This is a genomic window from Streptomyces sp. MNU76, from assembly GCF_020982545.1.
Classification (GTDB): domain Bacteria; phylum Actinomycetota; class Actinomycetes; order Streptomycetales; family Streptomycetaceae; genus Streptomyces.
Genome location: NZ_JAJKLK010000029.1, coordinates 184403 through 197237, shown reverse-complemented (window position 1 = coordinate 197237; position 12835 = coordinate 184403). Strand labels below are relative to the sequence as shown.

Genomic DNA, 12835 nt, shown 5'->3' with positions numbered 1-12835 from the left:
GGGTGGCGGACGGCACGGCCGCGTCGGACTCGTTCCCTGCCCCCCGACATCACTTCGGACGTGCATATGAAGCTTTGCTGCATTCCCTGCGGAGATGAGCCGGATCATTCCCTGAGCTTGCTGACGGCGGTGCTGGGCCCAGAGGTCGAGATCGTCACGATCGAACCGGGCGGCCCCGGAGACCGGGAGGACGACAGGTCGTACAGGAAGTTCGCCGAGGCAGTCGACATCGTCGTCGACCGCCTTCCGCGGCAGGTCGGTGACGCTCCCTATGCCGTCTACGGCTGCGGCAGGGGCGGTCTGATCGGGTACGAGGCGGCGCGCCGGCTCGTGGGGGCGGGGCACCGGTCTCCGCGCCACATGTTCGTGTCCGCCGGAGCCCGGCCGTCGGGCCGGTGCGGCCAGGACGGAAGCGCGGGGGAGCGAACGCGCCCCGACCTCACGTTCCTGGCAGCCCTGGTGGGGGCGGTCTGCGTGCCGGAGGAGTTCCTGGAGTTCGACGACGACCGCTCCCGCGCCGACCCACGGACCCGCGGGGACCGGCAGTGGTACGGCCGGTACGGCGAGGCGGACCGGGCTCTGCCGCTCGGCTGCCCGGTCACGATGTTCACCGGTGACGAGGAGGCCGGCGACGCGGAACGGGACGCGGAGCTGTGGGCCAGGCTCACCATGGGCCCGGTCACGCGGCTGAAGGTGGGCGGCGGACCGCACACGGGGGACGGCCGGGCGGTCGGCATCGCGGAGCGGATGCGTTCCGTCCTGCTCGGTGACGGCCCCACCGCGCCCGCGACGGCCGTGACCGCGGAGGTTTTCCGGGAGGCGATGTCCCACCTTGCCTCTCCGGTGACCGTGGTCACCGCCACGGGGGACGACGGAAAGCCGCGTGCGTTCACCGCGAGCGCGGTCTGCAGCCTGTCCGCGGAACCGCCCCTGCTCCTGGTCTGCATGAACCGGACCGGGAGCACTCATGACGTGTTCGCAGCGGCAGGCCACTTCCTGATCAACGTCCTGACCGACGAACAGACCGACGTGGCGATCGCCTTCGCGCGGCACGAGCGGGCCGCGGCGGAAGCCGATCTCGTTCCTCTGGAGGGGGGCGTGCCCGGCGTGCCCGGCGCGTCGGCCAGGTTCCTCTGCGCGCGGGAGCACGTTCTGCCGGGAGGCGACCACAGCATCCTCGTCGGCCGGCTGGAGACCGTGTCGCTCACCGGCGCACCACCCCTGATCCATTACCGGCGTGGCTGGCACCGGCCCTCGTCGGCGGACCGCTCGCCGGATCCGCACAGCCAGCTCGTCTGACTTCCACCTGCCCGCGTCCGGCGGCCCCCGAGTCCTCCCGGCGGGCGGTCGCCCGTACACCGGGCTGCACCCCGGTGTCGTCGTCACCGCGACGAGGACACCGGGGTGCGTCTGTTCTCCCCGCGTTTCTCCCCGCACCGCGTCACCGGGACCCGCGGGCGGGGTGGGGTCATGCGGCGGGCGGAGCGAAGAGTGCGTCCACCGCGTCCAGTTCCTGCGCACAGCGGCAGGCGCGGTCCTCGGGGAGCCGGGTCACGGTGCTCAGGACGAGACCGCGCAGTCGCTCGATGTTGCGGGCGAAGACCTCGTAGACGTCCTCCTGGGCCACGCTCTCCTCGGAGTCGACGCCCGCGTCCATGTCGGTGACCAGGGCTACCGAGGTGTAGCACAGGGCGAGCTCTCGGGCCAGGGCGGCCTCGGGCATGCCGGTCATGTTCACCATGGACCAGCCAGCCGCCGCGTACCAGCGGGACTCGGCGCGGCTGGAGAAGCGCGGGCCCTCGATGACGACCATCGTGCCGCCGTCGGTGACCGGTTCGCCCCCGCAGTCGGTGGCCGCCTTCAGGACCGCCGAGCGGCCCGCGTCGCAGTACGGGTCCGCGAAGGACACGTGCGCGACGCGGTCGTCGAAGAAGGTCCCCTTCCGGCCGCTGGTTCGGTCGACCACCTGGTCGGGGACGACGACACTGCCGGGCGGGAGATCGCGGCGGAGCGAGCCGACGGCGCACGGGGCGAGGATCTGCCGGACGCCGATCGACCGCAACGCCCAGAGGTTCGCACGGTAGTTGATGCGGTGAGGGGGGTGGCCGTGGCCGCGGCCGTGCCGGGGCACGAACGCGACCCGGCGTTCGCCCACCGTGCCCACGGTCAGCGTGTCCGTCGGGTCGCCGTAGGGGGTGCTGACCGTGACCTCGGTGGCATCCGACAGCAACTCGTAGAAGCCGGTGCCGCCGATCACCCCGATCTCGGCCGAGACGGCGGACCGCTGTGCTGCGCTCATGAGAAGAACACCTCTCCGACGTTTCCGTTGGGGCCACCGGCGGCAGCGTGGGGCGACCGCAGACAGAGCTGGTCGAGGGCCGGCACCGTCAAGTGACCGGGTACCTCGGGTCCGCGGGGGTCGTGGTCCCTGCGCACGCCGACGGCGGTCCAGCCCGCGGCCGTCGCCGCGTCGAGTTCGTACGCCGTGTCGCTGAGGAAGACGGGCGGCAGGCCGGAGCCACCGATCACACGGCCGATCCGCCGATAGGAGTCGGGATCGTTCTTCGCACCCGCGTTCTCCAGGTCGAACCGTTCGTCCAGCAGCCCGGTCAGGTCGCCGTACACAGTGTGGCCGAACCAGTCCAGCTGGGCCTCGGCGGAGCCCGACGAGTAGGTGAAGACGCGGATACCGCCCGCCCGCCACCGGCGCAGCATGCTGGGCACCTCGGGGTAGACGTGCCCGTGCAGGTCGCCCTTCGCGTACCCCTCGGCCCAGATCCATCCCTGGACCGTCTTGAGCGGGGCCGCCTTGACATCCGCGTCCGACCATGCGGCCAGCGCCGACAGAGCGCCCGCCGCATCCAGCTCCGGACGGCCCGCCTCCTTGCGTACGGCGTCCAGCAGGGCCGCCAGCCGGGGGTCGTCACGGTGGCGCCGGAACCAGTCCGCCAGGCGCTTGCGGGCGTACGGGAAGAGCACGTCACGTACATGCGTCAGGGACCCGGTGGTGCCTTCGATGTCGAGGACCACCGCATGCGTGCGAAGAGCGTTCACAGGCCGGACCCGGTGAGGTCGTCCAGCCCGGGGAAACCGCCGGCGATCGGCACGCCGGTGAAGTCGCCGACCCAGCCGTCCTCCTCCTGGAAGAAGCGGATGGCAGCGAAATCGGGGTGCTCGCCCATGTCGAACCAGTGGCGGACACCAGCCGGCACCGACAGCAGATCGCCGGCCTCGCACAGCACGGCGAAGACCCGGTCGTCCAGGTGCAGGGTGAACAGGCCGCGGCCGTGGGCGAAGAAGCGGACCTCGTCCTCGCTGTGCAGGTGCTCCTCGAGGAACGTGGACCTGGCCTTCGCGGCGCGCTCGCGCCACTCCTCGGTCGGGGCCGGGTGCAGCCGGGCCACGTCGACGAGTTTCATCGAGTCCCGGGCGCACACCTCCTCGATCTCTTCGCGGTAGAGGTCCAGCAGGGCCTGGTCGTCGAGGGAGGGGATGTCGTCGGTGCGCAGCGGCAAGCGTCGTAACGTGACGCCGTGGGGGGCGAGTTCGCGGACGATGTCCGCTTCGTCGCGGGTACGCAGCAGCACGTTCTCGGGTGCGTCCTCGGGCATGATCTGGAGCAGGGTCACGGAGGTGATTCCTTTCCGGGAGGCGTCATGCGGCCAGGCGGATCGGGTCCGACTCGCCGGTGAGCAGCAGCAGTTGGCACATGGCCTCGACACACTCCAGCCGGTTGCGCGCCTGTACCAGGTCGCTTCCCCAGACCGTGATGCCGTGGTCGGCGATGAGCAGCGCCGGCGGCGAAGAGGGGTGCTGGGCCAGATGACCGGCCACGTCCTGGGCGATACGGGCGACATCGGGCCAGTTGGGGAACACGGGCAGTGCTGTGTGGCTGGGGTCTGCGAGGCCCAGTCCCTTGAGGAGTTCCAGGTGCCGCAGCGGCAGCCAGGAGAGGTGGCCGACGGCGCCGACACGACGGGCCAGGGCGGTGGAGTACGGGCAGTGCGCGTGCACGACGGCGCCCGCCTCCTGGACGGACCGGTAGACGGCGGTGTGGACAGCCGTCTCCGCAGAGGGCCGCGGCCCGTCACCGGCCGGTCCGGCGACCTGCCCGGTGACGGTGTCCACCAGCACCATGTCCCGCGGGCTGAGGGCGCCCTTGTCCAGGCCGCTGCCGGTGATGAGCGCGCGGGAGGACGGGCCGGGCAGCCGGACCGAGAGGTTGCCGGACGTCCCGGGCATCCACCCGCGCAGGTAGAGATCGCGGGACTGGTCGGCGAGAGCCGCGGCCGCACCTGCCCGGTGCTGCTCGGCCGCGCCGTCCGGGGGGAGAGCCGACGGCGCGGCGGAGGTGGTCGGTGCGGCGGGGGCTTCCGGCCGCAGCACACGCACCTCGGAGACGAGCGCGGTGATCAGTTCGTGCGGCGTCACGTCGAACGCCGGGTTGAACACCCGGGCGCCCTCGGGGGCGATCCGGACCCCGGCCAGCGTGGTGACCTCGTCCGCCGCGCGCTCCTCTATCACGATCCCGGAGCCGTCCGGCAGTTCCGGGTCCCACGAGGATTCCGGCGCCACGACGACGAACGGGATGCCGTGCCTCGCGGCCGCCACCGCCAGGGCGTAGGTGCCGATCTTGTTGGCGGTGTCGCCGTTCGCCGCGATGCGGTCGGCGCCCACGAGGACGCAGTCCACCAGGGATCCCGACATCGCGGCGGCGGCCGCGGAGTCGGGGCACAGCCGGTACGGCACGCCGGCCTCCTCGAGTTCCCAGGTCGTGAGCCGGGCTCCCTGCAGCAGGGGGCGCGTCTCGTCCACCAGCACCTCGGCGATCCGGCCGCGTGCGGCAAGTTCCAGGACGGCGCCGAGAGCGGTGCCGCCCGCCGCCGTGGCCAGACGACCGGTGTTGCAGTGCGTGAGCACGCGCAGCGGCCGGCCCGGCAGCAGTCCGGCGACGAGGTCGGCGGCGCTGACGGCACAGACACGGTTGGTGGCGATGTCCTCGTCGATCGCCCGCAGCGCGGTGTCGAGCACCACGTCGGGCCCTTCGGGAATACGTTCGGCCACCCGGGCTACGGCTTGCGCCAGGTTGACCGCTGTGGGCCGTGCCGTGGCAATCCGTGCGGCGTCGGCGCGCACCGCGGCCTCGTCCGTGGAGCCGCCGGGTGCGGTGTGCCGGTGCGCGGACAGGGCCACGCCCAGCGCTCCGGCCAGTCCGATCGCGGGAGCACCTCGCACCGCCAGCGAGCGGATGGCGTCGATGAGTTCGTCCACCGTCTCAAGCCGCAGCCACCGGATCTCGTGCGGCAGCGCCCGCTGGTCGACGATGCTGATGGCCCCGTCGGACCAGGTGAGCGAGGCGGCGGGACCGGACAGGGTCCGGCCATCGGGTGAAGACGTCTCGGGCCCGGGCACCGTGGCCGAGTGGGCGGGACGGGTGGTCATGATCCTCCTCTGGTCCGAGCGGACTGCGCCCAGCCGCGCTCAGGGAATGACGGAAGGTGGGACGGGTCCGCCGGCCAGTGCCTTCAGCCGTGCGCCGGCCTCTGCACCACGTCGGCCCGCTTGCAGAAGGCGAAGCGGAAGAGCGAGCGGCAGAAGGCCAGGCCGTCGCGGTCCCCCAGCGAGGTGGTGTCGGCGGTGACGACGTACGTGTCCGCGGGGCGGGACGCCTCCGGTCTCGCCTCCCGCAGGCCCCGGACGAGCAGGTCGCGACGGAACCGCAGGGCGTCGAGGAAGTCGGTGAAGTACTGGTCAGGTGGACGGAGCGCTTCGGCGAGGGCGTGCTGGAAGGCGCCCGAGTGAAGGTGAGGCACTGCTTGGCGGTCTGCACGGCCGCGGCGAGCTTCGGCGGCGCGGTGACCCAGCCGACCTTCCAGCCGGTGAACGAGAAGGTCTTCCCGGCGGACGAGACGGACACCGTGCGCTCACGCATGCCGGGCAGGGAGCCGCTCGGTCGGTGCCGGGCGCCGTCGTACACCAGGTGTTCGTACACCTCGTCCGAGATGATCAGCAGCAGTCGAGGGCGGGGCGTGATGCCCCGGTGAAGTTCCGCCGGTTCGGGCCGGAACGCCGACGGGCGCAGGGGGACCGGGACGCGGACGGCTCCGGCCATGGCGATGCAGGCGGCGCAGGAGTAGTGGCAGGGGTCGAGGGTGATCACTTCGTCGTCGGGCACCAGGAGCCCCGGAAGCGCCGCCAGTGCCTGGATGGCGCCTCTGGATACGACCACCCCGCTCTCCGGGTCGTACTGCAGCCCGGAGAGGCGCTGTTGGTGCTCGGCGATGGCACGGCGCAGGCCGGGCAGCCCGGGGCTGGGACGGTACTGGTTGCCGCGTCCCTCCCTGGTCGCGCGGGCGATGGCCTCGGCGATGACGGCGGGGCCGTCCGTGTCAGATCCCTGTCCCAGGTCGGCCGGTCCGGTTCTGGCCGCGAGTGCGGACATCTCAACGAAGCTCGTCGTGCCTGGCCCGGCGAGCGCGCGATTCAGCAGAGGCCTGTCCGCCATGTTCCCATCCACATGTCATGAGTGATACGGCAACGCAGCCACGGAAAAGGACGATCGGCACGAAATCGCCCGGATGGAACAGGAGCGGAGATCCCCGGAAGGGAGTCATGGGCGGGCATTCGAGGTCCGGTGAAAATCGTCGCGCTCAAGTCGGGGGTCATGTACGCCGTATCCGAATCCTGGGGGTGATGGCCGGAATACCTGTCGTGTGATCCCGGTCTCCGTACGCCGTTCACGCCCGACCGGTCGGGAAGCATTTTCGGGGCAGCCTCCAGGGTGCCGCGCAGTGATACCGGGGCGCCTCCCCTGTTGATTCAGCCTGCCATCACGCACTGTTCGCGGACAATGACAACAGTGAGAAATATCCGCCCGTGATCTTCTCGATTCAGGAAGGCCATTGCAGGTGACCGAGACCGGCGGCGGTCCCGGGCCGGGTCTCGCGGGCACGGCCCGTGCGACACGTGCCCGCGGTGCAGACCGGGACGGAGCCGATTCCTCGTACGCCCGGGCTGCCGAGCGGGCTATGTATCCGACGACTGGCCCGTCACCAGGGACCGTAGCCGCAACGAGAGCGCGAGTTCGAGCGAGGACAGTTCCGTGTGCGGCGGCAGCAGCGCCCGCGCGGCCTGCAGTCTGTTTGCGACGGTCCGCTCCGTCAGCCCCAGCTTGAGGGCGGCGGAGCGCGCGGACTGTCCCGACGCGAGATAGGCCTCGAGCGTCTTGCGCAGCACGCTGTGTCTGCTGCCGCCGCCGACGAGTTGGCCGAGGTGCCGGTGGACGAGGCTGCGTGCGGCGTCCACGTCGGCCATGCCGATCACTTCGGGGGCAACCTCGTAGAAATGCGCGCTCCGGCGCTCGGTCTGGTCGCACACGCGATAGGCGGATCGGGCCTCGCGGTGGGCCTGACGAAAACCCCGAACTCCCTTGCTGGGCCCGCTGGTTCCCAGCCGGATGTGCGGCGTGCGTTCCAGAACCGCCTCGTGCACCTGTTCCGGCCCCACCGAGCTGAACCACGCCCACACCACGCTGCGGTCGACGAAAACGGAGAGGGCTGAGTCTCCGCGTTCGCGTGCGAACTCGGCGAGCGTTCTCGCCGCCGCACCCGAGGCCACGACGGCGACGTGCTCGGCGTTCAGGTCGTAGAAGGGGAGTTCGGCGGCGGAGTCGGCGTGGTTCAGGACGGTCCGCACCGCCTGGAGCCGTAACGCGTTCTCGTCCATCGTGCTCGCTCGAACAGCCTCCGCGTACTCATCCGTCACCAGCTCGGTGACCAACGCCATCAGATGGGAAAGCCGGCTACAACAATGCTGTAAGCCGGGCAGTACGTCGGCCTCCGGAACGTCCACCTCGTGCGCGGCCTGGAAGAAGGCGTCCTGAACGATCCCGTGGGCAATCCGGTAACTGGCGACCAGGTCATTCAGCGGTGTCTCGTGCAGTGCTGCAATCCGGGCGATGTGCCGCGCCTCGGGGGACCGGACCGACTCCTGTAACTCGTCCCTGATCCCTCGTACAGTGCGCGTGAAAAGCATTTTGGTCTCCGATCGCACCACCGTCACCAACGCGGGATCCCTGCTGAGGGGGCTGTCCGGAATCCCATCACGCCACACCGCAGTGAGGATGTCCTCAACCACCGCCCATTGATTCTTTGCAAGCCAATCGGTCAAAGCTTCGACTGTGCACTTGAGATTTTCCACGCTGAGGACATCCTTTGCGATTCATTCGGCCTCGGTGTATGTAGGCCCAGTGCCGTACGTCCTCGACGATCCCCTCCGCGGAGGTGAACGCGGGGACGGACGCTTCGAGCAGACCCAGACCGCCCGTCACCGGGCACGCGTGACGTCGCCGAATACGGGCAGCGGGGTGTCTCCCTGCAGATCGACGGCGGCGGTGCCCCTGCCGCCCATGACGCCGAGTGCGTCGAGCACCGGTGTCCTTGGCCAAAACTCGTCGGGGCGCGGCTGTAGGTGTTCGCGGTGATCGGGCACGTCGGTCGGCGCATCCGCGTCCTGGGCGCGACGACGCACCCGACCGCTTCCGGGGTGGCGTAGGCCGCCAGGAACCTCGTCGTGCATCTCGAGGATGCCGGCTGCCGGGCCCGGTTCGTGATCCGCGACCGGGACGGGAAGTACCCCGCCCTGTTCGACACCGTCCTTGAGGATGTGGGGATCGAGTGCGTACGCAGCGGCATCCGGATGCCGCGGATGAACGCGCTCATGGAACGCTGGATTCTCGGCGGCATGTCGATCTTGTCGGCGCGGTGGGCCTCCTGACGCGCGGCCGGGGCCGCGGCGAAGTCGCCCTCGATGTCTCACGGTGTCAGGTACTGGTACGGCCTGGCCCGGACCCGCTCGTCGTACCGGAGGTCGCTCATCCGGTACCGGTGGGCGCGGACGAGGCCGGGGACCGGGCCGACCTGCGGACTGTGCGCGTTTGGGTGCCAACTGTTGAACTCGGCGTCCCGCCCAGGGGTGGAGTTACCGAGAACGACGGCCGGGTGGCGGTCGGCCATGAGGGCTCTCCTTGGTAGGGATCCAGGGCAAAAGAAGTTAAACAAAAAAGTAGTTAGCCAGCAACAAACTTTCACCCCAGCACCATGGGACGATGGCCACTTTCGGCCGACCGGCGTCGCGACGGGGCGGCCGAAAGTGGCTGACAGTAAAATTCCCTAAGATTTGGGTGTACCCGTGGCTTCCTCACCGCCTCCGCCCCCCGCTCTGCCCGTTACCAAGCAGGCCCGCGCCGAGGTCTCCACACAGCGACTCCTCGACGCCGCGCAGGAGCTCATTGCCGAAGTGGGCTATGAACGCGCGACCCTGGCACTGATCGCCGACCGGGCCGGCTACAGTCACGGCTTGATCACCCGGCGCTTCGGTTCGAAGGAGAATTTGCTCCACGCCCTCGTCGAGCGTGTGACGCTCACCTGGTGGAACCAGGAGGGCCACGCCAAGGCAGCCGGGCTGACCGGACGCGACGCCGCTCTCGTCGTGGTCGATTCCGTCCTGGACGGATACCGCCGCTCCCCCGACGCGATGCGCGGCCTCTGCGCCCTGATGTTCGAGGCGCTCAATTCCGTGGCCTCCCTGCGCGAACGCATCCGGCGGTTGCATCGCGCGCTCCGGCGCAACGTGGCGATGAGCCTGCAGCAAGGCATCGACGACGGCACGATCGGTCGGGCCGTCTCCCCCGACGGAGTCGCGCGGCTCCTGGTCAGCGGCCTGTGCGGCGCGGCCTACCAATGGCTGCTCGATCCCGACGAGGTCGATTTCGAGGCGGCTCTGCTCGACGTGCGCCGCGCGGTAGAGCTGATGATCCCGCTGCTGGACAGCGACCCCGGAAGATGAGGACGGTGCGCAGACCGTTGTCCGGGCGCCGATCGGCGATGGCCTCGTTCACTCTCGATCGCGAGGACGGGACAGTACGGGCCGCGACGACGTTGGCCGTGATCAGTCTGCTAGAGCGCAACGCGACCGCCACCGACACCGGTTACGCGGATTCCGCCCGGGACGTCTTCGGCAGGCTCGCCGCCCTCACCAGGACGCGCGCAACGCTTGGGCGCCATCACGTTGCTGCGTCCTGCGCGGCCCCTATACGGGTCTGACCGCCGCCATGGTCGCATTGACCAGCTCACCGAGAAGTCGAGACTGGTGGATGACGACCCAGCCGGCCCCGACCTCAACGCGTATCCGGCGCGGCCGCAGCGGCAGCGGCAGCGGCAGCGGCAGCGGCAGCGGCAGCGGCAGCGGCAGCGGCAGCGGCAGCGGTTGGAACTGGGTGAGCAGGCCGCCGGTTGCTGGTGCGGGTGGCCTCGGCCGCGAGGGCCTGGTCGAAGCCGACGAGCACGGTCAGTTCGGCGGTGATCTCGTCGGTCGGTTCCAGCGAGCGCAGCGTGTGGGGCATCGTCCAGGCGGCACCGGCGATGACCGCGGCGTCCTTCGCGTCGCTCTTGGCCTCGCCGGGGTGGAGGTCGGCGATCCGCCGCATGCCGAGTCCGGGCAGGCAGGCGACTTGGCACCCGTGGCGCGGGCGATGGTTCACCGAACGGACTTCGGGCCTGCCGGGATGGCATGGGGCGAGTGGCGGGTGCTTGGACACGGGGCCCGGGTCAGCTCACCGGGATGTCGGCGGCGTTCTCGGCCGGCCAGTGTCGAAGCTCTTGAGGCCGAGCGCCGCCCCCGCAGGCTGTCGGGGGCGGCGTGCGACAGGCCACCCCCGGGCTCGGTGGTGGCCTGTGTGGTGCTCCGGGGATCCCGGTCGCTAGAAGTTGCCGCGCTTCTCCTGCTCACGTTCGATCGCCTCGAACAGGGCCTGGAAGTTGCCCTTGCCGAAGCCCAGGGAGCCGTGGCGTTCGATGAACTCGAAGAACACGGTGGGCCGGTCGCCGATCGGCTTGGTGAAGATCTGCAGCAGGTAGCCGTCCTCGTCACGGTCGACAAGGATGCCGCGCGAGGCGAGTTCCTCGATGGGCACGCGGACCTTGCCGATCCGGGCGCGCAGTTCCGGGTCGGTGTAGTAGCTCTCCGGCGTGGCGAGGAACTCGATGCCCTTGGCCCGCAGGACGTCGACGGTCCTGAGGATGTCGTTGGTGGCGAGGGCGAGGTGCTGGGCGCCCGGGCCCCGGTAGAAGTCGAGGTACTCGTCGATCTGCGAGCGCTTCTTCGCGATCGCCGGCTCGTTGAGCGGGAACTTCACCCGGTGGTTGCCGCTGGCGACGACCTTGCTCATCAGCGCCGAGTACTCGGTGGCGATGTCGTCGCCGATGAACTCGGCCATGTTGGTGAAGCCCATGACGCGGTTGTAGAAGTCGACCCACTCGTCCATGTGTCCGAGTTCGACGTTGCCCACCACGTGGTCGAGTGCCTGGAAAATACGCTTGGGCTCGTTGTCGGGCTTCACGTAGCCCGAGGTCCGGGCCACGTATCCGGGCAGATAGGGACCGGTGTAGCGGGAGCGGTCCACCAGGGTGTGGCGGGTCTCGCCGTAGGTGGCGATGGCCGCCGTACGGACAGTGCCGTGCTCGTCGGTGGTGTCGTGCGGCTCCTCCAGCACGGTCGCGCCCTGCGCGCGGGCGTGCTCGACGCACTTGTCGACGTCGGGCACTTCGAGCGCGATGTCGATCACGCCGTCACCGTGGCGGCGGTGGTGGTCCAGCAAGGGGCTCTCCGGGTCGACACCGCCCTTGAGCACGAACCGGATGGCTCCGGAGCGGAGCACGAACGCGTGGTGGTCGCGGTTGCCGGTCTCCGGGCCGGAGTAGGCGACCAGCTCCATCCCGAAGACCGCCTGGAAGAACGACGCCGCCTGCGTGGCGTTGCCCACCGCCCAGACCACCGCGTCCCACCCGGTCACCGGGAAGGGATCGCCCTGTGCGTCGTACTCCACGAGCCCGACCAGCTGCTTGAGCTGCTGGAGGTCGAGCTCCGCCAACCGCTCCTGGCTCGTGAGGGTCTGTTCGATGCTCATGCGTCATCCCTTTCGGTGTGCCTGCTTCCGGCGCGTGGCGGTAGAACACACCCACCCCTCGGGCCTGCACAAGAGTCACCTTTCGGGCTGCTCAAGCTGCTCAGTTTGCCTCCCTGCTCCGGGCTTCGCCTATACAATCTGCCCAGTCGAGAAAGGGTCCGGGATCAGGCGTTGCCGAGTGACGCCAGCCGGGAGGCCGCCTCCTTCACCCGTGCGGCGACCGGTTCGATGTCGAACGTGTGCATGGCCACGACCCCGACCGAGGCGCCCGCCGCACCCGCGACCTCGAAGCCCGCCGCGATCCCGGTGGCACCCTGCTGAAGCTGCCCCGAGGTGACGCCGTAGCCCTGCTCCCGGGCCAGCGCGACCTCCTCGGGCTCGCCCGGCACAGGCGGCTGCAGCGCGAGGATGGCGACGCCGTTCGCCCCCCTCTCCAGCGGATGGCGCACGCCGATGCGGTAGCCCACCTGGACGGGACCGTGCTGGACGGTCGGCTGCGCACCCGCGACCGGAACGCATTCCCGCGCGCCGTGGGCCACTGTCAGAAAGGCGGAGGTCCCGGTGGCGTCGGCGAGTTCCTGCAGCACGGGCTGGGCCGCCAGGACCAGCTGATGCTGGAACCGTCCCGCCAGCGTCGCGGCACCGGCGCCGAGCCGCACCCGCTTGCCCTGCCGGGAGACCAGGCCGTGCTCCTCCAGCGTCCGCACGATCCGGTACGCGATGGCCCGGTCGATCTCCAGCCGCGCCGCCAGGTCCGCCACGGTCAGACCCTCGGACGTCAGGGAGACCAGCTCCAGAGCCCGAAGCCCACGGTCCAGACCTTGCAGGGTGGCCATCAACACCTCCGAGAAAACCGACAGCGCTTCTTCG

General features: G+C 70.2%; 10 protein-coding genes and 3 pseudogenes. 3 read left to right on the top strand and 10 right to left on the bottom strand.

Going from position 1 to position 12835, the window contains the following annotated elements:
- Positions 1–66: 66 nt before the first annotated feature.
- Positions 67–1299 carry a flavin reductase gene (locus tag E4N62_RS43215; protein WP_374117240.1) on the top strand — a complete coding sequence of 411 codons (1233 nt, stop codon included), beginning with the start codon at positions 67–69 and terminating at the stop codon, positions 1297–1299.
- 169 nt (positions 1300–1468) lie between these two features.
- Here E4N62_RS43215 and E4N62_RS43210 read toward each other — a convergent pair whose 3' ends face one another.
- From E4N62_RS43210 to E4N62_RS49055, 6 genes and pseudogenes are all read right to left on the bottom strand, one after another.
- On the bottom strand, positions 1469–2299 hold the full coding sequence (locus E4N62_RS43210; RefSeq protein WP_230223650.1) for an S-methyl-5'-thioadenosine phosphorylase: 831 nt from the start codon (positions 2297–2299) through the stop codon (positions 1469–1471).
- Positions 2296–3054 carry an acireductone synthase gene (gene mtnC, locus E4N62_RS43205; RefSeq protein WP_230223648.1) on the bottom strand — a complete coding sequence of 253 codons (759 nt, stop codon included), beginning with the start codon at positions 3052–3054 and terminating at the stop codon, positions 2296–2298. Before mtnC ends, E4N62_RS43210 begins: the two co-directional genes overlap by 4 nt.
- Positions 3051–3629 (bottom strand): acireductone dioxygenase, encoded by a 579-nt coding sequence (locus E4N62_RS43200; RefSeq protein ID WP_230223646.1) that lies wholly within the window; start codon positions 3627–3629, stop codon positions 3051–3053. Before E4N62_RS43200 ends, mtnC begins: the two co-directional genes overlap by 4 nt.
- Positions 3630–3654: 25 nt before the next feature.
- A complete protein-coding gene (gene mtnA, locus E4N62_RS43195; protein ID WP_230223644.1) occupies positions 3655–5442 on the bottom strand; it encodes an S-methyl-5-thioribose-1-phosphate isomerase in 1788 nt (595 codons plus the stop codon).
- A gap of 39 nt (positions 5443–5481) precedes the next feature.
- Positions 5482–6505: pseudogene (locus tag E4N62_RS43190) on the bottom strand (aminotransferase class I/II-fold pyridoxal phosphate-dependent enzyme).
- A gap of 521 nt (positions 6506–7026) precedes the next feature.
- Entirely contained in the window at positions 7027–8199 is a 1173-nt protein-coding gene (locus tag E4N62_RS49055) for a hypothetical protein (RefSeq protein WP_230223642.1), read from the bottom strand.
- Positions 8200–8469: 270 nt separating this feature from the next.
- Here E4N62_RS49055 and E4N62_RS43180 point away from each other — a divergent pair.
- A pseudogene (locus E4N62_RS43180) lies at positions 8470–8733 on the top strand (IS481 family transposase); the annotation flags it as partial.
- A gap of 80 nt (positions 8734–8813) precedes the next feature.
- On the opposite strand, the gene E4N62_RS43175 reads toward E4N62_RS43180, so the two are convergent.
- Positions 8814–9014, bottom strand: a complete 201-nt coding sequence (locus E4N62_RS43175) for a hypothetical protein (RefSeq protein WP_230223640.1) — start codon at positions 9012–9014, stop codon at positions 8814–8816.
- Between the two features lie 175 nt (positions 9015–9189).
- Between E4N62_RS43175 and E4N62_RS43170 the strand changes: the two genes are divergently transcribed.
- The gene (locus E4N62_RS43170; protein WP_230223638.1) at positions 9190–9846 is read left to right on the top strand and encodes a TetR/AcrR family transcriptional regulator; all 657 of its coding nucleotides are present in this window, start codon (positions 9190–9192) and stop codon (positions 9844–9846) included.
- A gap of 417 nt (positions 9847–10263) precedes the next feature.
- Here E4N62_RS43170 and E4N62_RS43165 read toward each other — a convergent pair.
- The 3 genes and pseudogenes from E4N62_RS43165 to E4N62_RS43155 form a co-directional block, all read right to left on the bottom strand.
- Positions 10264–10519: pseudogene (locus E4N62_RS43165) on the bottom strand (transposase); the annotation flags it as partial.
- A gap of 240 nt (positions 10520–10759) precedes the next feature.
- Complete coding sequence (gene hppD, locus E4N62_RS43160; RefSeq protein WP_230223636.1) at positions 10760–11965, bottom strand: 4-hydroxyphenylpyruvate dioxygenase; 1206 nt, start codon at positions 11963–11965, stop codon at positions 10760–10762.
- A 164-nt stretch (positions 11966–12129) separates the two neighbouring features.
- Positions 12130–12801: an IclR family transcriptional regulator gene (locus tag E4N62_RS43155; RefSeq protein WP_230223634.1), complete on the bottom strand. Its 672-nt coding sequence runs from the start codon at positions 12799–12801 to the stop codon at positions 12130–12132.
- Positions 12802–12835 lie beyond the last annotated feature (34 nt).

What these genes read in the sequence shown, in the direction of transcription:
- E4N62_RS43215 (WP_374117240.1), top strand. Translation starts at nt 67, where the DNA reads ATGAAGCTTTGCTGCATTCCCTGCGGAGATGAGCCGGATCATTCCCTG.
- hppD (WP_230223636.1), bottom strand. Translation starts at nt 11,965, where the DNA reads ATGAGCATCGAACAGACCCTCACGAGCCAGGAGCGGTTGGCGGAGCTC.
- E4N62_RS43175 (WP_230223640.1), bottom strand. Translation starts at nt 9,014, where the DNA reads ATGGCCGACCGCCACCCGGCCGTCGTTCTCGGTAACTCCACCCCTGGG.
- E4N62_RS43210 (WP_230223650.1), bottom strand. Translation starts at nt 2,299, where the DNA reads ATGAGCGCAGCACAGCGGTCCGCCGTCTCGGCCGAGATCGGGGTGATC.
- E4N62_RS43155 (WP_230223634.1), bottom strand. Translation starts at nt 12,801, where the DNA reads ATGGCCACCCTGCAAGGTCTGGACCGTGGGCTTCGGGCTCTGGAGCTG.
- mtnA (WP_230223644.1), bottom strand. Translation starts at nt 5,442, where the DNA reads ATGACCACCCGTCCCGCCCACTCGGCCACGGTGCCCGGGCCCGAGACG.